Below are 23,078 nucleotides of genomic sequence, written 5' to 3' on the forward strand. Positions count from 1 at the left end.
CGCAAAGAGCGCTCGTTCGTCGTTCGAACGAATTCTTACTGGGACATAAGTTTCTTTTTTGAAACATAGAAGAGGCGATTAGAAATGTTTGACCTCACATACGGCTGTTGCTCGGAAATAGCCTTGACGTTCCCCCATTCTTTTAAGTGTGGCGATGCACGATTCACACAGAGAGGGGTAGCATGACTGAGATTTTCGGCTACGCATTCAACTCCTTCCTGCTTCAAGGAGCGTGGATCGCCATCAAAATTACGTTCTTCGCAATGGTGCTGGGTCTTGTTCTAGGACTTGTGCTCGCCCTCATGCGATTGTCCCGGTTCAAAGCTGTCAGCGGGATCGCGTGGTTCTACATCTGGCTGATGCGAGGTACGCCTATTCTGTTGCAGTTGGTGTTCGTCTTCGACGCATTGCCTCGCATGGGCATCAAGTTCGATCCCTTCACGACGGCTGTCATCGGTTTCACGCTGAACGAAGCGGCGTTCGCAGCGGAATATATGCGCGGCGGCATTCAGGCTGTTAACAGGAACCAGTCCGTCGCTGCGGCGTCGCTCGGCATGGGTTCTTTCCTAACGCTTCGCAGAATCATTCTTCCTCAAGCGATGAGGGCGATATTGCCCCAGATGAGCAACGCAACGATATCCATGCTGAAGGGGACCTCGCTTGCTTCTGTCATCTTCGTCAACGAGTTGACTTTCCGTGCGCAGCAGATCATCGCCACGAATTTTGACTTCTTCACCGTCTTTATCGCCGCAGCGATTTTGTATCTGGTGATGACGACGTTAGTTGCAGTCGTGCAAATCTTCCTCGAACGTCGGTTCAATCTGGATTTGCGTTCGGTGGGTGGTCAGACATCGGGTTTCGCCAGGTTGTTCGGGGGTTGGGTGTCGGCTCCTGCCGCGAGCAGTGAGGCGCCGGCGACCGCTGAGGCAGTGCAGGCCGAGAAAGAGCGGGCACCTAATGCTCCCGCTGTGGCGACGCCGATTCCCCTTGCCAAAATGCTCAAACCCATTGAGCCCAGGACGAAGAGCGACCCGACAGATCAACAGCCCTTCGTGGTTTGCCGGGATGTCTGTAAATCGTATGTGCAGCGCGGTCACCCCAGGCGCGAGGTTCTTCGCGGCGTAAATTTCGATGTTAAACGCGGCGAAGTGGTGACTTTGATGGGTGCCAGCGGTTCTGGGAAGTCCACCCTGTTGCGCCTGATCAATCACCTTGACGTACTCGACAGCGGTGAAATCACCGTCGAAGGAAAGCTCGTTGGTTACGAACGCAAGAATGGCGAGCTCCGGCCCGTTTCGAACCTGGCAGGAGCACGGGCGGCCGCACGGATCGGTATGGTATTCCAGCACTTCAATCTCTTCGACCACATGACGGCTTTACAGAACGTGATGGAAGCTCCGGTCAAGGTGTATGGCGTGGCGCCGGCTGTTGCGCGGCAACGGGCGATGGAGTTGTTGAGTAGTGTCGGTCTAGAGAATCATGCTCACCATTTTCCGCATCGCTTGTCTGGAGGGCAGCAGCAACGAGTCGCTATTGCCAGAGCCTTGGCGATTAATCCCAGCTTGATGCTCTTCGACGAGCCTACGTCGGCGCTGGATCCTGAACTCGTGGGCGAGGTGTTGTCGGTACTTCGGAAATTGGCCGAAGGTGGCATGACAATGATTGTCGTGACGCACGAGATGCGGTTTGCTCGTGAAGTTGCTGACCGTGTGGTGTTCATGGATGAGGGAGTGATCGTCGAGCAGGGAACACCCGATGAAGTCTTCGAGCGTCCCCAGAAGCGTCGAACTCAGCAATTCCTGCGGATGGTGGGCAATCACTAGTGTGTAACGCAGCAACGAGTGACTGCGAGTAGCGCAAGAGCTTCACTACCCTACAAAGGGGCCGCTTTGCGGCTGTTACGGAAATGAAGGCGAAAACCGATACGGCGGATGTAATCATCATCGGTGGTGGGATTGTGGGCTGCTCAACCGCTTACAATCTCGCCCGACGCGGTGCACGCGTGGTCGTACTTGAGAAGGAAGATGTTGCGCAGGAAGCCTCGGGCCGCAACAGAGGCAATGTCCGGTTGCAGCTTCGTAGTCGACTCGAACTTCCCATTGCAATGGAAGCGGTGAGACTTTGGGAAAGCGCGGACGAGGAGCTGGGTTTGCCAACTGAGTTCCGGAAGGTCGGCAATCTGCTCGTGACTTACCACGACAACATCGCCGAGGGCTTCGGCAAAGAGGCGGAACGTCATCGAGATCTTGGCCTGGATGCTCATGTGCTTTCGCTCGATCAGATCAGGGAACTGGTGCCGGGCATCTCGCAGGATATCGTCAGCGGGTTTCTGACAACGGATGACGGCCACGTCAATCCCCAGAAAGCAACGTGGGCGTTTGCAACAGCGGCGCGCCGACTCGGTGCCGACTTCCGGACCGGGACGCGGGCGAACGAACTGCTGGTCGAAAACGGCCATATCGTGGGTGTGAGGACCGAGGGGGGCGACATCAGTGCGCCCGTGGTTCTTAACGCCGGTGGCGTGCGTGCGCCGGAGCTGATGAAGCCGCTGGGCATCGACCTGCCGATCTCGCCGGCGAAGCATCAGATCCTTGTTACTGCGAGGATGCCACTTGTCACCAAACCCTATCTGCGTTGCGCCGGTCCGCGGGTTAGCTTTGGGCAAACAGCGGATGGCACGCTGTTGCTGGGTATGGGGCCTGCCCAGAGTGTCGGCTTCGATACGAGTATTTCACGCGCGCATATCGCAAACATCATGCGCGAGACGATCAGACTTGTGCCTCCTTTGGCAGCCGCGCGTGTTGTTCGAGCCTGGACCGGCTGGTTCGAGATGACACCAGATGATCATCCGATCATTGAGCCTGTAGAGTCGGTGCCGGGCCTGTATGTATCAGCTGGGTTCTCCGGCCATGGATTCGCACTCGGGCCCGCCATTGGACGCCTCATGGCCAGCCTTATCCTTGACGGCACGCCGACTCACCCGATTGACGGGTTCGCGCTGTCGCGCTTCCAGGGCGAGAAGGCGAAGGTCGAGCACGAGCCTGATAGTCTCGTTGCGCGTCTGGGCCGGCTAACTGCAGAAGGACTGCACTGAAGATGAAAATATCCGTCTCTACAGTCGCATTTCCAGGCGCGGAGCTCGCTCAATTGCCGAAGCTCGCAGCGAAGGCCGGGGCGGAAGGCATCGCGATCAGTTGTTCTGATCAGGGTCCGCTTCGATTGGACGCGTCTGACTCCGAGTTGCACGAGTTCAGGGCGCGCTGCGAAGATGCTGGCATTGCCGTCTCGGCCGTGTACGGGTATGCAGGCCGGGGCATTCTGGCTGATGAGGCCGCTACTCTGGCAAAGGATATTGACGTCGCTACACGCTGCATCGACATCGCCGTTCAGTTGAATTGTAGGGTGTCGCGACTGTTCGCATGGAAAGGTAGACCGTCGAGCGATCTGATAGATCGATTCGTTGAGAGGGCCCAGCCCATTGCTCACCACGCGTTGACAGCAGGCGTAAGTCTTGGAATCCCAACCCATCATGACCTGGCATTCGATCCAGAGTCGTGCCGAAGGCTGATCGAGGGGTTCGGCAGAAATAGCGCTGCAATCATCTTCAACGGTCAGAGTATGGAGATGGATGGAATCGACCCAGTCGCGGCGCTCAGAAAGATGAGTGACATCGTCAGTCAATCAGAAATCAAAGATTGGCGAAGAGACGGCGACCAGATTGTTCCGGTTGTAATGGGAACGGGTGATGCCACGGTGTTTCCCATTGTCGAGGAACTTCTTGCTCTCAATTGCGGAGACTGGCTGACTCTCCACCATCTTCGGCAACATCACCCGGAACTACCCCCGCTCGACTCTGGGATGAGCGCTGCAATTCGAAAGACGATAAGAGAGTTCAACGCGAAGGCGACTCATGTCTAACCGCACGCATGATGGAACAGAACACATGAAAGTCACATCAGTTGAACAGCTCGAGGAATGGGTGGGCAAGGATCTCGGCGTTGGCCAATGGCTGACAATGACGCAGGAACGAATCAATGCCTTCGCCGACGCGACGGGGGATCATCAGTGGATTCATACGGACCCTGAGCGCTGTCGGGCCGAGGGGCGTCGAACTACGATCGCCCACGGCTACCTGACACTGTCCTTGATTACGTTGCTTCGCGAGGGAATGGACGGTGTGGAAATAGCGATTGATGCAAAGATGGGGATTAACTACGGATCAGACCGTCTTCGATTTATCAATCCAGTTTATGAAGGCGACAAGATTCGACTGAAAACCTCGCTCACAGCGTTGGATAAAGTCGGCGAGAATGTTTGGCAAGTCAAATACAAACACGTAGTAGAAATTGACGGCGAGGACAAACCGGCTCTAATTACGGAAGCATTGAACCGGATTTACTTCTAGTCAGTGTTGGGGCGAGGACCTCAGAAATCGAGCGACGATGGCTGTTGTCAGGCAGTTCCTATCAAGTAGTACCGCCGGTCGGGTCGTAGCAGCGGACTTCGGGGCGCAAATCGCCTGGTGATTATGGGTTTCCTCTAAAGCGGCATGGAAGGTCTGGAAATTCGGTGGGATAGTCGGCGCGGTGATTTATATGGTTAGGTATACAGATCAAATGCGGAAATTAATTGTTGCTACGGAGAATGGAATTGATGCGCACTTATCTGATGATCCTGTTCTCGATATTGGTCGCCTCGGCCACCGCCAATGCCCGCGCTACTCAATGCGAGCCCGGAAAAGTCGCAGAAAAGTACCCAGAGTATGCGGGTAAGATCGTGAAGATCGCGGCGTCACCAGCTCAACCGCCATTTGCCTACTCCGATCCTGACAACCTGGAGCGAATGACCGGGCTGGAGGTCGAGATGATCGAGAGTGCCATGTCGTGCGCGGGATTGAAGTACGAATTCTTTAAGGGAGTGTGGTCGGCCTTGCTCCCGGCGCTCTATGCCAACCAAGCGGATGTGATGATTGGCGCGGTCAACTACCGGCCTGAGCGGGCAGCGCACGCAGACTTCATCCTGTATATGCGTGCCGGGCAAAGTATCGTGGTTCGGCAAGGCAACCCCAAAAACCTAAGCGGGATGACCGGCCTTTGCGGACAAACGGGGTCGTCTAATGCCAATGGCGCACCGGCACAAGCGATTCAAATTCAAAGCAAGGTCTGTGCAGAAAATGGCAAGCGCCCGATCGATTTTCTTCCCGCCGTAGATACCGACGCAGCATATCGACAACTGCTCAACGGTCGGGTGGACTTCGTTGTAGACGATGCGGTCGCAGCTGCGACGCGCGTCAAGAAGGACAAAGATCTGATGGTCGCCCGAACCGAGACCTCAAGCATTCTTAGCGGGATTGCTGTGGGCAAAGGGAATGGCCAAATGCTCCAGATAGTGGCCGATGGTTTGAAAGTACAGGAACAAAATGGAACTCTGGCCAAGCTGATGAAAAAGTATGGAGTTTCGTCCGATCTGGTCATCCCGATAGAAACGCGACAGTGAAAGTCCGAGTCTCTAGGTCCGGGTAATGCGTTTCCACTCGATAGTTTGCAGGTAACTTAGACGACGGCTGGCAGCGAGGAAAGAATGTCGCTCCAAGTGCAGTGTGTCCAGAGTGCGAATGCGGTGGTCGGAGAGAGTCCCGTGTGGGACTCTCTTCGGCAGGCCCTATGGTGGGTAGATATTAGACAAAGGCGCATCTTGCTTTACAGTCCGACGCTTGGGCAGATTGGGCAGTGGTGGATGCCATCCCAAGTATTCTCTTTGAACATCACCACCTGTAATCGGCTTCTGGTAGCACTTGAAGATGGGATCTACTTATTTTGTCCCGACAATGGCGAGCTCAGGCGTCACGGTACTCTTGTGCATGGTCCATGCACAACGCGCTTTAATGACGGGAAGGTGGACCCGGCAGGTCGGCTTTGGATCGGCACTAGAGACCTGGAAGGATCAACCCCTACCGGAGTACTTTATCGGGTCCATTCCGACGGGAGTTTTGAGCCGCAACTGACAGGTGTCAAAGGTTCAAACGGGCTCGGATGGAACGCAGACGGGTCGAAATTCTTCTATACGGACAGTCGGACGAAGGTGATCTGGTCTTTTGACTACGTTGTGGAAACCGGAGAATTATCCCGGCAACAGTTTTTTGCGAATCTGGAGGGTGAGCGCGGTTCGCCAGATGGTCTTTCAGTGGACAAGGATGGCTGCGTATGGTCGGTTCTTTTCGGCGGCTCATGTGTGATTCGCTTCGATTCCAACGGCGAGGAAGTCGAGCGGGTGCCGGTTCCCGTCCCTTACCCTACGAGTTGTGCCTTCGGTGGTTCTGACATGAAGACACTGTTCGTCACATCCGAGTCGTTCGCTTTGCCGGCCGATGTACTGATCGCCGCACCATTGTCGGGCGCACTCTTCGCAATAGAAACGGAAAGTGTGGGTGTTCCCGTTCAACCCTTTGCCGAAAACCGATGCCGGGCAGGGAAATTATCTGCCCCTGTCGTTATTGACATAGGGTGACCCGCCATTTTGGTTTGCTTGACTGAGCATAGGTTTATATCAATAGACATTCTTCGGAGTTCGAGATGCTGCGTTCGATCATTCCATTCTTTGTCGTCATTTTCGCGTTCGCATTTGTAGTGCCGGCGAGTGCAGCATGCGACCCTGGTGCTGCAGGTTCACGTTACCCCCTGTACGCCCAGAAGGTCGTCAAGATTGCAGCGTCTCCGACACAGCCGCCATTTGCATTCGTTGATGCAGGAAATCCGAATGAACTGGTTGGCCTTGAAGTCGACATGATTAAGGAAGTCATGCGATGCGCAGGGCTGCGCTACGAGTTTATCGAGGGGGCTTGGGCCGGACTCATGCCAGCCGTGTTTGCGGGATCCGCCGACGTGATGATCGGCGACGTGAATTATCGTGAGGACCGGTCACAAAGAGCCGACTTTATCTTGTACCTGCTCGCCGCCCAAAGCGTCGTCGTTCAGAAAGGTAACCCGCGAGGTGTTACCAAGGATGCTGACCTTTGTGGAACCTCAGGCACGGCGACAATGGGTAGTTCGTCGGCACATAAAATCGAACAGCTCAACCAGACGTGCGTAGCAAACGGGAAGCCCTTGATTGTCTTTCAACCCGCGGCAGACGCGGATGCGGCCTACAGACTCGTTGCCAATGGACGTACCGACTTTGCCATGGACGAGGCGGCTTCCGTCTCAGCACGTCTACGTACTAAACCAGACTATCAGCTTGCCTACTCGGTCTCGACGGGACTTAAGGGCGGCTTCATCGTTGCCAAGGGAAACAAGGAGATGCTGGATATCGTCTATGACGGGTTGAAGGCCGAAGAGAAGAACGGGACATTGTTGAGGCTATTGACGAAGTATGGACTCCCGGAAAACCTGTTGATCCCCGTCGAAGTTCAGCGCTAACGTCCGCGATGAAGTGACTCGCTGTAGTTTTCAACGGTATGTCTTCCTGGAGTCGGACTATGTCCATCGATTTTGCTATTGAGGGAAACGGAGTTGCCACCATTACGATCAACCGGGTCGAGAAGCTGAATGCATTGGACGACGCGCACTATCGTGCATTGTCGGACGCCTGGATACAGGTCCGCGACGACCACCGGATTCGTTGCGCGGTTGTGACAGGCGCTGGCCAGAAATCCTTTTGCGCCGGTGCGGATCTGAGGACTGAGGTTGCGAAGAAACCCGTCCAAAGTGATCCCTGGTTGGCACAAGGACACCCCGTACTCAACAGGGGTCTGGAAATCTGGAAACCTGTCATCGCGGCGGTTAACGGATATTGCATTGGAGGAGGTTGCACGTTGCTTCTCGCGACGGACTTGCGAGTCGCTGCCGAGCACGCCCAGTTTGGATTGGCGGAAGTGAAGCATGGCTTGATCGCAGGGTATGGAGGGACTCAGCGGATCATGCGTCAGTTGCCTCATGCTATTGCCATGGAGATGCTGCTGACTGGCGACCGGATAACGGCCGATCAAGCTCTGCGTTGGGGCCTCGTCAACAAGGTCGTCCCACAGTCGGAGTTGCTGCCAACCGCTTACGAGTACGCCGACCGAATTTCCAGAAACGCGCCGCTCGCCGTACAGGCGACCAAAGAACTCGCGTTGCGATCGCGAGATCTCGAACTTGCCGACGGCTTGCGAATGGAACAACTTTTTAGCCAGTTGCTTCAATCTACAGAAGACGTGCGCGAGGGACAGTCTGCGTTCGTCGAACGGCGACCCCCGCGATTCAGGGGCCGTTAGGAGGAAGCAAATGGTATCGCCATGACGACACTCGTCGCGGAACGTCCCGGTATCTCGCAGGCCGCTGTCAGCCATTTAGAGCGGGCGTCGGGCATCTGCGGTCGCGATTTGCCACTCAGCATCGACCACTCCATCGCGCTACATCAACGTGCGCCGTCGCGCCCCGCTGATGACCGACTACGCTCCGAGCGCAGACGACCCAGGCCGATACGCAAGCTCCGCCACGGAGTTCGCCGGTCGTCTCCTACGCAGTTGAAGGTGCCAGTGGATTGCACTGTTGACATCGCACGCCTTGGCGCACGGGCGGGCCTAGTGCAAGAACCATACGGGCGTTTGAGACGGGCGTGAGGAAGAAAGTTTACGTTGGGTACTAGACAAACCCTAATTGGCGTGAAAAAGTGATACCAGTATACTGAATTAAGGTTTTGACGAAAGTGAGGAATGCCGCGCTAGAGGAGTCGGTCAGATGTGCCGGTTGCCCTCGGTTAGGCAATTGCACCCATGATTTCGCGGCCGGATCAAAGAACGCGAGAAAGCGCAAACAGCATTAGACCCTTTGGTGTCGCGGTGCTGGGTCGAGTTTGCGTTACAGGACCTCTTTTGCCGAGGACTGGAAATTTTCTTGAAATTTTATTGAACAGAAGATTAGTTGTACTACAAGTAAGCCGCTTCCGCGAGCTGTGAGAAGCGGCTCGTGATGTCGTTTCTATCAGAAATCTTAGTAAAAAAACCTAACCTCACTCTGGTCTGGAGATTGTCGATGAACAAGAAAGTAACAATTGCACTCGCTACGTCGACGTTAGTCGCATCCGGAAGCGCACTAGCACAAAGCAGTGTGACGCTATACGGTGTGATCGATACCGGCATCCTGTACATGAACAACGCAAGTCAGCACGATAGCCTGGTCGAGATGAAAACCAGTACTCAGGGAAATCGCTGGGGCGTGCGCGGGGAAGAGGACCTGGGCGATGGTCTGAAGGCGCTATTCACGCTCGAAAACGGCTTTAACTCGGGGACTGGTAAATTCAATCAAGGTGGACGGGAGTTCGGTCGTGGTGCATTTGTAGGGCTTTCAAGTAACACCTGGGGCACCGTAAAGCTCGGTCGACAGAACGAGCCATTGACCGACATGGTCTCCGGACTGACAGCGGACGCGTACTTTGCGTCGTCCATGGGTACGCCAGGTGACGTTGATAACTACGACCTTAGCGGGCGTGTGTCGAACGCTGTGAAGTATGTGTCGCCAAGTTACGCAGGGCTCCGCTTCGAAGGCCTGTACGCGTTCGGCAACAACGCCGGTACGGCAGGGCAAGGGCAGACCTGGAGCGCCGCAATGTCATACGGAAACGGTCCGCTGGCATTTGCAGCAGGTTATCTGTACGCAACCAATCCGAGCGCAGGTCGTTCGGCGTCGACGGCTTCGAACTGGGGATCGACTGCGTCGCTCGATAACTTCTTCGATGGACCTATCAATACTGGATATACGACTGCTAGCGCGATTGCGATGGCGCGGCTCGCAGCTCGTTACCAAACTGGGGCCTACGAGATTGGGGTCTCCTACAGCAATGCACAATACAAACATGACGGGTATTCACTGTTCCATACCACTCAACGCTATGATGTGGGAAGTGGCTATTTCAAATATTCACTGAATCCAGTTATCCAGCTCGGTCTGGGTTACAGCTATGAGCGTGCCTCCGGGGATACCGGAGCGACATATCATCAGGTCGGTGTGGCTGCGGACTATATCTTCTCAAAGCGTACCGACGTTTACTTGCTGGGTGCATACCAGCACGCAAGCGGTACTCAGGCGGTCTATAACTCAGCCGGTCAGTTGGTGCGTCAAACGGCACAGGCTTCAATCGGGTCCCTCGGATTCGCTGGTACGAGCACGCAAGAACTCGTTCTCCTCAGTCTTCGTCACAAGTTTTAAATTGCCTCGCCGGCCGTGAATAACTTGTCAATTCACCCGGACTGTTCGAAGGGCAGGCGGACTGATACATCATATTTAACTTTGCGCGGGAAAATTTGCCGGAAGTCGCCTTGGTAGGGGTTCTGCGCGAAGAGTCTTCACCTGGTTAATGCCAAGATGGTCCAAATTGCCCACGCCAATTCAATTTTTTGTGGTTTTGAAAACGGCTCCACGTTACTGCAGGATGTTGTGCAGTGATCTTTCACCCGCTTAACCGGCGGGTTTTTTTCGCCAGAATTTCTTCGAAGCAGGGAGCGAGGCCGGCTTTACGATATGTGAAGACGTGTTTAGTGCGGTACATGGATACGCGTGTTTTGGACGCGTACACTGAAATCAAGTTCAAAGTTTACTGGACCTGACGATTGATCTTTAGTGACGAATTTCAAGCGTGGAGCATCCTATTTGACAGCAGGTTGCATCCGTTTTCTCGACCAGTGGCAGTGCGCTGCGCATCGAAGCAGACGAATAGCAAGCTGCGCCGAGCGTCGAGATTGCTTTCAGTTTTGCATATAGCTTTCCTAGATCTATATCAGCGTCAAGAAGGCGTGTTGTCGCTGAGAGCGACGATGTTCTACGTTACTTTATGAGGTATCGAAATGTCTGCCGTTTCCGAGAATTTGAGCTTAGTCAAAATACTCCGTGTGGTGCATACAAAGGTAACACCCGGCAAGCCACAGGCAACGTTCTATCAGACCTTGCTTACTGGTCCGGCCACAGGCCTGTGGTCACATTGCGACGACCGGCCCGATGTGACGTCAATCGCCATTCTTGGATACAACTGAGGTTCGGCAACGTTCGGTATCTCGATCGCTTACCTCGTTGATTGAACAGGAGAGCAGATGTTTATCCGATCCGTGCGAGGCAACGCCGGTCTCGACGATTTTCGTAAAGAAGTCCGTGAGTTCTGTAAGGAGCAAGTTCCACCGGTCGTATGGCGGAAGCAACAGCGATCTCAACACCTGGAGCGTCACGAATATGACGACTGGCTGAAACGTCTCGGCGCAAAAGGATGGTTGACGGGGAGATGGCCAAAGGAGCACGGGGGATTGGCCTGGACACCCGAACAGTTTCTTGCTTTTGAAGAAGAGCTCGGACGAGTCGGGGCACCTCCTCTCATAACGTTTGGGTTTGCACTCGCTGGACCGGTGATATACACCTTTGGATCGCCGGAGCAGAAGGCTAAGTACTTGAGCGACATTGTCAGGAATAATACCTGGTGGTGCCAGGGGTATTCTGAGCCTGGCGCGGGTTCCGACCTCGCAAGTCTCAAAACGCGTGCGGTACGTGTCAATGACCACTACATCGTAAACGGCCAGAAGATATGGACCTCCTATGCGCATTGGGCGGACATGATGTTCGCGCTAGTTCGGACCAATCCGGATGTAAAAAAGCAGGAAGGAATTTCCTTTTTGCTTATCGACATGAAGACGCCGGGTATTACCATTCGACCCATCAAGGGAATTACTCTCGGACATCACTTGAATGAGGTTTTTTTTGAGAATGTCAGAGTGCCTGTCGGGAACCTTGTCGGCGAAGAGAACAAGGGTTGGACCTATGCGAAATTCCTGCTTGCGAACGAACGAATTCATAGCGTGAGTATTTCAAAATTTGAAGCATATCTTGAGAAGATACGTCGAGTTCTGTTGGAGACAAAGGAAGGCGGTCGTTCACTTTCCGAAGACCCCATTTTTCAAAGACGTATGGCTGAGTTGGAAGTGGGTCTGGCAACAGTGAAAGCATTGATGGCCGACCAACTCGCGGCGGCCAGAACCGGCTCTCCTCCGATGATGGGCGCGGCGGCGCTCAAGTTACGCGGTACACAGCTTCAGCAAAGCATCCTTCAGACAGGGATCGACATTCTCGGACGATACGGTCTACCGTATCAGGTCGATGCATTATATGCAGACTGGCAAGGGGACCTTATTGGCCCAAAGGAAAGCGCGGCATTGATCTATGAGCATTTGTATCGTCGTGCGGCTTCGGTGTACAGCGGCTCAAACGAAGTTCAGAAGAACATTATCGCCAAAGGTGCTCTGGGTCTTTAGGGAGTCGACATGCAACGGTTTACCAGCGAGGAGCGGCAACTTCTCGACGATAGCATTCAAGGATATCTGGTCGATAACTACAGCTTTGAACATTGGAGGGCAATAGGGCAGGCTGAAGGTCATGGCTATGACGCTGATGCGTGGCGCACCTATGCGGAACTTGGATGGCTTGGAATTGCGATTCCGGAGTCGTTTGGTGGCAGCGGAGGGGGAGCAACGGAACTTGCCATTTTGATGGCCGCGGCCGGCCGGCATATGGTTCGCGAGCCGCTGCTGGGTACGATCGCAATCGGAGCCGCATCCATCGAACTCGCGGGAACGGAGGAGCAGCGTCGAGAGATTCTTCCGCAGATAGCTTCCGGACGAATGATTTTGGCGTTTTGCCATATGGAGCCGGAGGCAGGTTACGCGAGAGACTATGTTCGCACGGTCGCAAGACAAGTAGACGGCGGCTTTATTATTGATGGCGCCAAAAGCTTTGCACTAGGCGCCCATATCGCAGATTTGCTGATTGTGTCGACTCGAATGGGTTCGGAGGATGGGCCAATGGCTCTGTTCCTGGTTCCAGGCGATTCCACTGGAGTCAGACGCGTGCAAGCCACTTGTCTCGATGGACGACTGGGCGCCACAACGCAGTTCTCGAGCGTACAAGTTAACGTGAATGCTCAACTTGGGGCCGTCGATGACGCCCGAAGTATTGTCGCGAAGTTGATCGACAGAGGCGCAATTTTTGTGTGTGCGGAGGCATGTGGTGCGATGTCGGTAGCCACACATGCGACAGTTGAGTATCTGAAAGTTCGCGAACAGTTTGGTCAACCGCTTTCCCGGTTCCAGGTTTTACAGCACAGGCTTGTTGAAATGAGCGTGGCATGCGAAGAGGCCAGAGCCGTTGTTCATGCTGCGTTGGAGGCGCTCGACGATGATGCACCCCACGCCGGGCGTGCGATCTGGATGGCTAAAGTACAGACCGCGCACGCCTCGCGTTATGTTGCAGCGAATAGCATCCAGTTGCATGGAGGCATGGGGATGACCGATGAGTTAGCGATTGGACATTTTTATAAACGACTAGCCGTCTGTGAATCGCTCTTCGGCGACGCCGATTGGTATTTGGCCCAGTTGGGTTCGTCCTCGCCCAACTAGCCGGCCCGGGCAACGGGCGATCAGACGATGCAGCGATATTCAGGTGTGCCAGAACGAGCGGCGTAGTACTTCCCGAGGTCTGGCTCACGTGGAGCTTGGATGTCTCGCGCCCGCGCAATTTTCAGTTAGCGCTGACTTGGCAGGCGTTGCAAGTTTTGGGTGTAACGCAAGTATGGCTTACTGGGAATCAACGTGAGAAATTTCTCGAATTGTCTGTGTTTTCTTACTCCGTTTGGTATCACGCTGAAAGGCAAGATCTTCATATCAATGCTGAAAAAGTGCAGCGTTCGAAGATTGTTGGTCGCAGGCATTGCAGCTGGCATATCGATGCATGTTTTTGCGCAATGTGAGCCGGAGAAAGTCGGGCAAAAGTATCCGCTATATTCATCGAGGATTGTGCAGATTGCGACTCCAACAACTACCGTGCCATTTGCGTATTCGGATCCTGAAAATCTGAACCAGATGACCGGGATCGAGGTCGAGATGATCCAGTTCGTCATGCGTTGTGCGGGGTTGAAATACCAGTTTGTTAAAGGTCCGTTTTCGTCACTAATACAAAGCGTTATGTCAGGCTCGACCGACGTCATGATAGGCAACGTGAACTACATGCCGGAACGCGCCAGGAGGGTAGATTTCATCGCGTATTTGCGAAGCGCTCAGACGGTCATTGTCCACAAAGGCAATCCAAAGAAACTGACTTCCACGCAAACCCTTTGCGGAGCAACGGCTGCGACCACAGTCGGCGGCGTTGGCAACGCCGAAATTCTCAAGTTAAGCGACGAATGTATTCAATCGGGAAGACGGCCCATCACTTATATCCCAGCCGTCGATCAGGAGAGTGCTGTTCAACAGGTAGCGAATGGACGTATCGATTTCGGCATGGATGGATCAATATCCGCAAAGAGACGGGTAGCAGCGCATGCTGACGATCTCGATGTTGGCTTTACAATTTTGACTGACCTCGTAATCGGGCCCGTTGTGCGCAAGGACAATCCGGAAATGAGGCGCGTGGTATTTGAGGGAATGACGATGATGGAGCGATCAGGAGCGTTGAAACAACTTCTCGATAAATATCAACTCACGAATTTCGCACGGCCAGTGGAGCTGAAACGATAGACTTTCGCGCCGTTTTGACTTCGCTGAATAGGGCGGGTTGAAAAGATTGCTTTCTTGAGTGCGAGGGCGAGTGGTGGAGCGGAACGCAGAGCTTCCGCCGCGTAGTCGCTGAGGCCGGTTTACGGCAAGAACACTTTGAGGCCATAGGCGTTGAACGGATGGCTCGGCTCTTGCTGTTCTCTCAGCGCGGGCGACAGTCCTGCCCGTTTAGGGGGCGCACGAATCGCGACTGGCTGACCCGGTGCCGTGCCCGCCCGTTTCGCTATGGTTCGGCCCGCGACTTGCCCAATGTCGTTTGTCTGCCGTCAATGACGATGAAGAGCATCACCATTGCTCGCTTGAGTTACACAAACGGCGCTTTATGATACGAAGCTTCCCACACTTGGATCTGTGACAACATCGGAAGTCCGGTTTCGGCTCCGATATGGAGGCCGCGATAACACCGGTTATCGCGGCAAAACTTAGCGGGACCTCCCTATGCAGGGCAGCAGGGACTAGGGTCTTGCCTCAAGTGCAGAACGCTGGATCCGCGAATGACGCCTCTTCTTGAGGGATGTTCACTGTCTTGTTGCAATAGGCAATCGTCGCTGTTCGCGGTGGGTAACGTGAAGACCACGTGGTAGTACTCCACGGTCAGCACGGACTGGCGCACATCGAGCCACTGGCGCTCAGCGCTCGCCTGACATTTCGGGAAATCGCGGTTAAGGCAGGTAATGGAATGCCCTCCATTCTTTGGAAGCGGTCCTTGGCGCAACATGGTCGCCGACTAGTTGAAGTAGGCTGCGTTCAGCCTTGCGACGCCATTGCAGGCGGCGAGCTATTTCGGCGGCACGAGTGCAGTTTTCGATGTTCGCGTTGCTGATCTGATCGATCAAATCACCGAAATATTCAACTGGATTTCGATTGCCGTAAGAGCGCTTCTTGACAAGCGCAAGGTCATCTAGACCGCGACCATGTTTGTCCAGTGGAAGCGCGTTGCACATGGCGCCCAAAACCGGCGGTAGCCTATCCTGCCATCCCTCGTTTTTATGTTTGTTTCTTGATCGAGTGTTAGTCCTGTGCACGCGATGTACAAGTCGTGTGTGACAAAAAGTCAGTCCCGTGTAATCGCCATGCGTAGCGCGTGCAACACGGTGATACAAAGATGCGAGTCGCATGAGCGCGGCCAATTGGTCCTGGGTGCATTCGGTGTAACGGCATGGAAGGGGCCGTCAGTGCGCGAGATACGCAAAATGCATCTGAAACATTATCCCACGCAGATCAGGTGGCACTCGCGTGCATCGCGCTGTTGCATGCCAATGAGCTTTTGTGCGAGTCGGGTGAGCATGCGTGGAGGCTAGCATGCTAGAGGCGGTCCAAGAGGAGTGAACATCACATTCACATGCCTGTAGCCTGATGGGTGCGCACGCTCTACCTGCATGTTGCTCGACGAATACGTGATTTTCTGTGTCGTTAACGTCTGTCCGCGTGCGTGGCAAAGCGTGTTGAATTCCATGTGCATCGAGGGGAATTCGATGCGACAGAAAAATATTTTCTGTTCCTTTATGCTCCTCTGCATTCCGGTGTATTCCACCAGTCTCGGTAACCGGCCCGAACTGGTATTGACGATGAGTAAATGCCTACGCAAGATGCGTGTGAAGGTGTTGCATCGGAGCGAATCATGCCGGTTGTTCGGAGTTTCACGCGAGGGCAATGGGAGGCACTTGGACGCAGACTGGGTGCGCTCCCTGAAAAGAGCAAAGATGAACAGCACCTCAAGGTGGGAGACGGTGTTAAATCTATTCGGACGCAAATTGGAGCGGCGAGGGAGAAGGGCTACACGCTGAATGAATTGATAGAGCAGGCAGCGCAGGAAGGCATCGACGTGAACCTCAATTCCCTGAGATATGCGATGCGCCGCGCCGAGGGAAAGGGGCGAATTCGCAGGGAAAGCAAGGACGCAGTACGCGATCACCCCGCAGGGCCGGCAAGGAGCAGGAAACCTACTCAGAAGAATGCGGTACGCGATAAGCCGCTACGTGCCGGAACACAACAGAAAGGGGATGGGGGAGTAACCAGGTCGGGGCTCACGCAGGTACAGGGCTACCTCGGATTTCCGATCAGTCCGGATACCGAAAATCTGTAGGGGTATGAGATGGCGACGAAAAATCCCCCCATCTATATGGTCGGTGGCAGCAAGGGCGGTGTTGGCAAGAGCTTCGTTACGCTGGCCCTGGTTGACTACCTGCGACGCTTGGATGTCAATGTCGTGCTGGTCGAGACGGATACTTCCAACCCCGATGTCATGAAGGCCATTCACGACGAAATCGAATGCGCATCCTGTGATCTGGACGACGTAAGTGGCTGGATCGATTTCGTTAATTTTTGCGATCTGCACCGGGGCTCTGCGGTCATCGTTAACACGGCGGCGCGGAGCCAGGCGGGTGTTACGCAGTACGGCGGAACGCTCGCCAGTGCGCTGGACGATCTGGCGCGGCGTCTTGTCGTGCTGTGGGTCATCAACCGGCAACGCGATAGCCTGGAGCTGCTCCTCAGGTTTGGTGCGACGTTCCCGAATGCGGTCACACACGTTGTGCGCAACGGATATTTCGGCGCACCGGAAAAGTTCGCCCTGTACCGGGAATCAAATCTGCGCAAGGCCATTGAGGCGCAGGGTCAGTCGCTGGATTTCCCTGATCTTGCGGATCGCGTTGCCGACGAACTTCGTAGCCAGCGCCTGTCGATACGCAAGGCAGCGGAAATGATGCATATCGGGGAGCGTGCTGAATTGCTGCGCTGGCGCGCATTGTTTACCACGATGTTTGCCAGGATGGCGGCCGATGCGTAACCGGCAGACGAGACTACCGGATGCAATCGGCCGTCTGTTTCTCGACGTCACTGGTGAATTACCCGACGAGGCCAGTCTCCTGCGTATGCGCCGGGTTTCCGGCGTGCTGAATCTCCGGGACAACGATGCGCTGTGGTCGATGATCGCTGTGCTTGAATACTATGCGCGGCTTTACGAGGGAATGCCCGACCGCATCCGGCGCGCGGGTGACGGCAGTTTCGACACGGTGCGCCGGGAAGCGGAGGCGGCGACCGATGCCCTGATGCGCCAGCATCGTGATGCGCTCGCGCGCTGCAAGGCAACGATGCAGGTGGCCGAAGACATGACTTGGGAACACGAAATGAGGTACCAGGCCGCGCTGGCGAAACTCAATGAAGCATTGATCCGTGTTGGCTGACCGGATGGCGAACCGGGTCGTGGGGATCGCATGCAATCGTGTAGGTGTAGGGATTGGCTTCGCATGGGTCACAGGCCTCAGCCAGATATTCGAAGCGGCCCGTCTCATCCTGGATTTTGCCGTTCGCGATCTCTATCGAGTTTGAGGTTTGTAGCCTGTTGCCATTAGGACCGTTCAGAATTTCGATGGTTTCGTAACTTGCATCGACTGCCTACTCGTCACTGCCGGGTGTGACGATTACCTTCGCATACGGCTGGTTATGGTGCGTCATATGGAAGCCGCCTTCGTCGGGTGGCAGTGTTCTGACGAGTTGTGCAGGCTATACTCCCTGCGGGATTTTTTCGGATCGACCAGGTATGAAACCGAGGCATTGACTGGCCAGCATTTCGGCAGGTCTCGCGTCACCCGGACATTAAGCACCACGGCAACCGCGGCCATTGTTTGAGTATCCACCGTGCCCGTCGTGTCGACGATCCCAACTTTCGTTGCCAACATAAATGCCTCCTGTTCGTCTAGTTCAGATCACGCGAAGAGCCATGTCGGGCAGAAATCTACCAGGTCTTCGGTTACCCAGCATTGCCGTTCCTAGTAAAAAGCGATCGAAAGTCTATGGGGCGTTTGATCGTCTCATCGGGGAACACCAGCGCGTATCGGGATTCGAGTTCGTGCGCCGTTTCGGCTGCCTTGCACCATTGACGCGCGAGCTCAATGTCCAAGGTGGCCTTGTGACGAAGACTTCTGGCAGTTTCGGCACCGTAGAACGAGGCGACCCTGGCCACAGGCGTGAACATGGTGTCCCGCGCTCGTTGCGCTCGCTGCGCCCAAAATTCCTTGCCGTCGAGCGCGCGCCAATATGCATGTCCAACGATGCATCGATACGATTCGCGACGTAACCGTAAGCGCGCAAGTCGAAAGTCTTCGGGCGCAGCACTTTTTTGCTCGGCCGCGAACTGACGCATCAGGAACTGATATGCATATAGTTCGTTTATGAGAATGTTGATTGTGTTTTCAACTTGATTCGGGTCAAACTCAATAAGATCCCGAACTGCTTTTCGTGCGCTCTCAAATGTGAGAAATTGCATGTAAATGACGTTCCTCAATGCTTCATGCCACGGGTCGCGGGCATCACCGATCGCTGCGGGCGGATTGATCATGGTCAGGTTACGCAACGAGTCCTTCATGGCTTTGAAGTAGGTGTAAAAGGCCGTTACATTGGTAACTACCTTGACATCGAGGACGCGTAGATCGACCGCGTTGTGTTCGAATATGGGAGTGTAGTTCTCTGTCGCAGCGTAATGACTGAATGCACGACGGACGCGATCGATAGTCGCAGGATTGGGCGGTCCATTCGTACCAAGATCGGCGTTAAAAGCCTCGACATATCGGCGGGTTAGGTCGCTAATCGCGCAGACCCTACATATTGTGCCTATTTCACAGGCGAACAGATCTACGATGCCCAATCGCGCGCTTCCCGACTGATATGCCCAGCCCACAATGCCACACCCGAGGGCAATGACGGCGCCGACAAATGGAGCAATGGCGACAATGGAGTCGCCGAAAAGTCGCACCCAAAGCCACGTAGAATGCGCTGTTGAAATTTCCTTTTGCCAATCGTCCGAGATGGCGTGCCAATAACCGAAGACGATGGCGAAGACGGTTGCGAACGCGATCACATAGAGTGTCGCAGAGAACATGAACCGTAAGTCTGCTACATGCTGGGACGTACCGAGTCGGTTGAGCGTCGCGGCAGATCCGTCCTCGCGAAGACGCTTGAGAAGCAATAGGGGAGACATAGGTGCTGGAAAGCGTAATGTCGCGCCCCCCTTAGGAGACGCCGCCGTCATGCTTGCTGCGCGATTGCGCTCCGGCGTCGGATAGTCTGCCATTTTGCACCTCACGGCTGCGACGAGAGTGCTTCTCGCCGGAGAGAACAACGACTTTATCCAAACGGCTTTCGCTGAATGGATCGCGAACCTTGCCAGGTATCCATTTCGATAATTCGGAGATATCAGCGCGGCAGTCGAAGCGGGGTAAGTGCCTTTGCTCGCCAGGCAAGTGTCGTTTCCTGTCGCGCCAGGCCCACGATGTAAAGTCTAGATTTGGTGCCTATCCGCGGCCATATGTCGTTCGGCATAGTTGTTGGGTATCTCGGACCAAACTGACGGTCATTCCGGAGGAGCGTGACCGGTCATATCGGCGCAACGTGACCGATGACCGGCATGGCCGGTCACGCTGCGAAATCGGCGGTCACGCGGCTGCGACGGTAACGTTTCTGGGGACCGTCGGCGCAACGTCAGGACTGTTCGGGGCCCCGTCAAGATTCGGGCTTTTTCGTACGCTAGTACAACGTCCCGCAGTCTTGAGGTCTATTCAACGCCTGCCCATGCCCATGCCCATGCCCATGGGCAGGCGAGTGGCGGTTGCACCTTAATAGTCGTTGTTGGGGTCAGGGAAGCTCGAACGTTGGTTCAGGGTTGATCGCATTGAAAAAAGCGGACCCGACGGTATCGATGACGGTATCAACCTCCGAGGTTTTTTTTGATGCGTGCCTCTCACGATTTGTTTGGCGGCGTTGGTTTTCCAATGCGCCTATCTAAAGTCGTCGAGTGCCAGGAAGAAATGCCGGTATCGGCGGCCGCAACGGGACCCGAGCGAGGCTCAGCGTTGGTTTTGCGGCAGGTGGTTGTCAATCGAGTGGGTATTGCGCTGAAAATTGGATCGCTGGCAAAGGCCGTCGGCCGCGGGACCGCAGGACGGTAACGTGTCGTGTCTGGTGGTATTTCTGGTGGTATATTTTTCTGCGTAGAACCGTAGATGCTTGTTGGTGAGGGATGGTGCGGTAGTATTCGAGTCCGGTCCCCGCACCAAGTTGTATTCCGTCCGATTCCCGGAAATTCCTTGAACCCTCGATGCAGCAATGCTTCGAGGGTTTTTTGTTCCGGCATGTCTCGCAGGGGCAAACATGCGGAATTCAGTTGGTTGCATCGATCACCAAGGCTGACGGATACAGGTGTCGCTGCAACATATTTGGCCGTCGCTTTGACGCATGCCCGTGTTAACCGATATATGCACAATGGCAGCCACGATCAAGTGTCCCGCATGGACGACGTGAATACGTACCGCCGTCGTGACGGGGCGATACGTTCAACCTGAATCGAGGACCCCGGCATGCATGAGCCAATTCCTGCGCAGGAGGCGTTTGAGAGCCTGTCATCGACGATTCCAGACATCGACTTCACGGATTGCACCGCCACGGCTCTAGTCGTGGTCGATGTTCAGTACAGCGACGCTGCGCCCAACCGTGGCTGGGTCAAGGCATGCGAAGCGATAGAGCCCGGTTCGATGCATTACTACCTCGACAGGCTCGAGCGCACGACCATTCCTGCAATTCGCACGTTGCTCGATGCCTTTCGTCGAATGGGAAGACCGGTCATTCACCTTGCAATTGGGTCGGCGTATCGAGATATGCGCGATTGCCCGATACGGTTTCGCGAATGGCCGGGCATGCTGGAAAGGGCCAGCGGCGTCGAGAACTTATGGTGGACGGGAAATCCGGACTATGCGTTCCGCGAGGAGGTCGCCCCTCTGGATGGAGAGACTGTGATTCGCAAGACCACGCAAGGTGCGTTTAACGGTAGTGAAATACAGAACGTCCTGGATCGTATGGGGATCAAAAATCTGGTATTCACTGGCGTGGTGACGAGTTGCTGTGTCGAGACGACAGCACGGGATGCTGCCGACCGGGGTTTCGGCTGCGCGCTGGTTTCAGACGCGTGCGCCGATTGCGATCCGGTCATGCATGATGCCGCGCTGTCTAACTTCGGGCTTTACTTCGGCAAGATTGTGCCCACTGCGGATGACCTCGTCAGGACGTTGACCGAAAAAGGGGCGCATGTAGCTGATAACTGGAATCGCTCACACCGACGCTAATAACTGGCGCATTCGTGGGTGGCGCGGCGTGTTTCTGGTCGTTCACCGCCGCTGTCGCAAGCAAAATGTCAGTAGACTGCGGGCATACCTGCCGGGCGGTGTTTGAAGCGCCTGTGGACCCAGTAGTACTGGTCGGGAAAGCGCAGGATTTGCGTTTCAAGAAACGCGTTCATTGTGCATGCGTCAAGCGCTTCGCTGTCTGTGGGAAAGTTTTCGAGCGGATCGAAGATCGTCAGCTTATAGCCGCGAAATGCGGGCAATACCTCAGTCACAAAGGGCACCACGCGTGCACCGCCCAATTTGGCGAGGCGTGACACGGAAGTGAGCGTGCAGGCCGGCACACCGAAGAGCGGCGCGAACACCGAACCCGTTGTTCCGTGGTCCATGTCCGCCGCCAGCATCACGGGAACGCCTGAGCGCAGCAGCCGGACAACTTGTTTCGCACTTGCGCTGCGCTCAATCATAGCTGCTCCGAACCGTCCCCGTTGACGCCGTGCGAGTTCGCAGACACGCGTGTTCGACATGCGCGTGTATAGCGCGGCGACCGGCAGGCGCGACGAATACAGCATGCAACCTACTTCGATTCCGACGAAGTGAAAGCCCATGAATATTGTGGGCGGTGCGTGCGGATCGTGCAGATCGATGTGACTGTCCATCTCGACCAGTCGCTCGATCGTGCGCAAACTGCCGAACCATTGAAAGCCGCGCTCCAGATAGCTGCGCACAACATGCTGTAAATGGGCGAGCGCGAGTTCTTCGCGCTCGCGCTCGGTCTTCAGCGGAAAGCACAGGCGCAGATTGACGAGCACCACGTGCCTGCGGTGGCTCGGCAGCTTGTACAGCGCGGCGCCAAGCGCATTGCCTGCTCTTGCAACTAGCGCGTACGGCAGAACCGACAGTAACCGCAGCAAACCGAGCAGCAACCAATAACCGAGACTTTTCATGCTTACACCTGTTGTCAATGGATACATTGATGACCACGCAGTTCGAGGTGCAACTGGACCAGCCACGCAAAGGGGCAGTCATCGGCAATCGATGCCACAAGATCGTGCTTCCCGATCAGTTGAACCTTATGCGCGAGCCTCGCTGCGTCGAACGCTTGCCGCGCACGCCAGCGCAGCGCCAGCATGATCACGGCACCGAGCAGAAAAATGCTGCCCTGGTAAGGCAATGTAGGCGTGCCGTCGTCGAGCAGGCCGAGCAGCGATGCGAAACTGACGCACGGAACGATCGCGATAGCTGTCGAAATCGAAAAGAGCACGAGGTTGGCGCGCACTGCGGTCGCAGTACCGGCTTTCATGGACACGCTCCCACAGTCAGATGAACTCGGCCTTCATGATGGACGCGCATGGCTTACCAGACACTTAACGGTGAGCTGCGCAAACTGTCATGCGTCGGCC

The 23,078-nt window shown here is 55.2% G+C and carries 20 protein-coding genes and 1 pseudogene; 16 read left to right on the top strand and 5 right to left on the bottom strand.

The window, feature by feature from the left end; translation table 11 throughout:
- Positions 1 to 182 precede the first annotated feature (182 nt).
- The 12 genes from KHO30_RS39535 to KHO30_RS11350 all read left to right on the top strand — a co-directional run bounded on the left by KHO30_RS39535 (position 183) and on the right by KHO30_RS11350 (position 14,524).
- On the top strand, positions 183 to 1,823 hold the full coding sequence (locus KHO30_RS39535) for an amino acid ABC transporter permease/ATP-binding protein (protein WP_211701073.1): 1,641 nt from the start codon (positions 183 to 185) through the stop codon (positions 1,821 to 1,823).
- A gap of 83 nt (positions 1,824 to 1,906) precedes the next feature.
- The gene (locus KHO30_RS11300; RefSeq protein WP_211701074.1) at positions 1,907 to 3,094 is read left to right on the top strand and encodes an NAD(P)/FAD-dependent oxidoreductase; all 1,188 of its coding nucleotides are present in this window, start codon (positions 1,907 to 1,909) and stop codon (positions 3,092 to 3,094) included.
- Positions 3,095 to 3,096: 2 nt separating this feature from the next.
- Positions 3,097 to 3,918, top strand: coding sequence for a sugar phosphate isomerase/epimerase family protein (locus KHO30_RS11305; RefSeq protein WP_211701075.1), 822 nt, complete (start codon positions 3,097 to 3,099; stop codon positions 3,916 to 3,918).
- Between the two features lie 25 nt (positions 3,919 to 3,943).
- A complete protein-coding gene (locus KHO30_RS11310; protein WP_211701076.1) occupies positions 3,944 to 4,405 on the top strand; it encodes a MaoC family dehydratase in 462 nt (153 codons plus the stop codon).
- A gap of 248 nt (positions 4,406 to 4,653) precedes the next feature.
- On the top strand, positions 4,654 to 5,496 hold the full coding sequence (locus tag KHO30_RS11315; protein WP_211701077.1) for a transporter substrate-binding domain-containing protein: 843 nt from the start codon (positions 4,654 to 4,656) through the stop codon (positions 5,494 to 5,496).
- Between the two features lie 84 nt (positions 5,497 to 5,580).
- Positions 5,581 to 6,507: an SMP-30/gluconolactonase/LRE family protein gene (locus KHO30_RS11320; protein ID WP_244864013.1), complete on the top strand. Its 927-nt coding sequence runs from the start codon at positions 5,581 to 5,583 to the stop codon at positions 6,505 to 6,507.
- Between the two features lie 65 nt (positions 6,508 to 6,572).
- Positions 6,573 to 7,415, top strand: coding sequence for a transporter substrate-binding domain-containing protein (locus tag KHO30_RS11325; RefSeq protein ID WP_211701079.1), 843 nt, complete (start codon positions 6,573 to 6,575; stop codon positions 7,413 to 7,415).
- Positions 7,416 to 7,474: 59 nt separating this feature from the next.
- Positions 7,475 to 8,251 (top strand): enoyl-CoA hydratase/isomerase family protein, encoded by a 777-nt coding sequence (locus KHO30_RS11330; protein WP_211701080.1) that lies wholly within the window; start codon positions 7,475 to 7,477, stop codon positions 8,249 to 8,251.
- A 760-nt stretch (positions 8,252 to 9,011) separates the two neighbouring features.
- Positions 9,012 to 10,184 carry a porin gene (locus tag KHO30_RS11335; protein ID WP_211701081.1) on the top strand — a complete coding sequence of 391 codons (1,173 nt, stop codon included), beginning with the start codon at positions 9,012 to 9,014 and terminating at the stop codon, positions 10,182 to 10,184.
- Positions 10,185 to 11,062: 878 nt separating this feature from the next.
- Entirely contained in the window at positions 11,063 to 12,268 is a 1,206-nt protein-coding gene (locus KHO30_RS11340) for an acyl-CoA dehydrogenase family protein (RefSeq protein ID WP_211701082.1), read from the top strand.
- A gap of 9 nt (positions 12,269 to 12,277) precedes the next feature.
- On the top strand, positions 12,278 to 13,408 hold the full coding sequence (locus KHO30_RS11345) for an acyl-CoA dehydrogenase family protein (RefSeq protein ID WP_211701083.1): 1,131 nt from the start codon (positions 12,278 to 12,280) through the stop codon (positions 13,406 to 13,408).
- Positions 13,409 to 13,600: 192 nt separating this feature from the next.
- Entirely contained in the window at positions 13,601 to 14,524 is a 924-nt protein-coding gene (locus tag KHO30_RS11350) for a transporter substrate-binding domain-containing protein (RefSeq protein ID WP_211701084.1), read from the top strand.
- 561 nt (positions 14,525 to 15,085) lie between these two features.
- Here KHO30_RS11350 and KHO30_RS11355 read toward each other — a convergent pair.
- Positions 15,086 to 15,236: pseudogene (locus KHO30_RS11355) on the bottom strand (transposase zinc-binding domain-containing protein); the annotation flags it as partial.
- Between the two features lie 948 nt (positions 15,237 to 16,184).
- On the opposite strand from KHO30_RS11355, the gene KHO30_RS11360 reads away from it, so the two are divergent.
- From KHO30_RS11360 to KHO30_RS11370, 3 genes are read left to right on the top strand one after another with little or no spacing between them, the layout of a single operon-like run.
- Positions 16,185 to 16,649 carry a hypothetical protein gene (locus KHO30_RS11360; RefSeq protein WP_211701085.1) on the top strand — a complete coding sequence of 155 codons (465 nt, stop codon included), beginning with the start codon at positions 16,185 to 16,187 and terminating at the stop codon, positions 16,647 to 16,649.
- 9 nt (positions 16,650 to 16,658) lie between these two features.
- Positions 16,659 to 17,351, top strand: a complete 693-nt coding sequence (locus KHO30_RS11365; protein ID WP_211701086.1) for a nucleotide-binding protein — start codon at positions 16,659 to 16,661, stop codon at positions 17,349 to 17,351.
- Complete coding sequence (locus KHO30_RS11370) at positions 17,344 to 17,748, top strand: hypothetical protein (RefSeq protein WP_342345961.1); 405 nt, start codon at positions 17,344 to 17,346, stop codon at positions 17,746 to 17,748. The genes KHO30_RS11365 and KHO30_RS11370 overlap by 8 nt, the downstream gene beginning before the upstream one ends.
- Before the next feature lie 267 nt (positions 17,749 to 18,015).
- On the opposite strand, the gene KHO30_RS11375 is transcribed toward KHO30_RS11370, so the two are convergent.
- Both KHO30_RS11375 and KHO30_RS11380 read right to left on the bottom strand, forming a co-directional pair.
- On the bottom strand, positions 18,016 to 18,243 hold the full coding sequence (locus KHO30_RS11375; protein ID WP_211701087.1) for a hypothetical protein: 228 nt from the start codon (positions 18,241 to 18,243) through the stop codon (positions 18,016 to 18,018).
- A gap of 71 nt (positions 18,244 to 18,314) precedes the next feature.
- Positions 18,315 to 19,634, bottom strand: coding sequence for a hypothetical protein (locus tag KHO30_RS11380; RefSeq protein WP_211701088.1), 1,320 nt, complete (start codon positions 19,632 to 19,634; stop codon positions 18,315 to 18,317).
- 1,282 nt (positions 19,635 to 20,916) lie between these two features.
- Between KHO30_RS11380 and KHO30_RS11385 the strand changes: the two genes are divergently transcribed.
- Positions 20,917 to 21,678 (top strand): cysteine hydrolase family protein, encoded by a 762-nt coding sequence (locus KHO30_RS11385; protein WP_211701089.1) that lies wholly within the window; start codon positions 20,917 to 20,919, stop codon positions 21,676 to 21,678.
- A 68-nt stretch (positions 21,679 to 21,746) separates the two neighbouring features.
- On the opposite strand, the gene KHO30_RS11390 is transcribed toward KHO30_RS11385, so the two are convergent.
- On the bottom strand, positions 21,747 to 22,622 hold the full coding sequence (locus KHO30_RS11390) for a lipid A biosynthesis lauroyl acyltransferase (RefSeq protein WP_211701090.1): 876 nt from the start codon (positions 22,620 to 22,622) through the stop codon (positions 21,747 to 21,749).
- A gap of 14 nt (positions 22,623 to 22,636) precedes the next feature.
- Complete coding sequence (locus KHO30_RS11395; protein WP_093633631.1) at positions 22,637 to 22,978, bottom strand: hypothetical protein; 342 nt, start codon at positions 22,976 to 22,978, stop codon at positions 22,637 to 22,639.
- Positions 22,979 to 23,078 lie beyond the last annotated feature (100 nt).

Source organism: Paraburkholderia aspalathi (genome assembly GCF_905220735.1).
In the GTDB taxonomy this organism is placed as follows: domain Bacteria; phylum Pseudomonadota; class Gammaproteobacteria; order Burkholderiales; family Burkholderiaceae; genus Paraburkholderia; species Paraburkholderia aspalathi.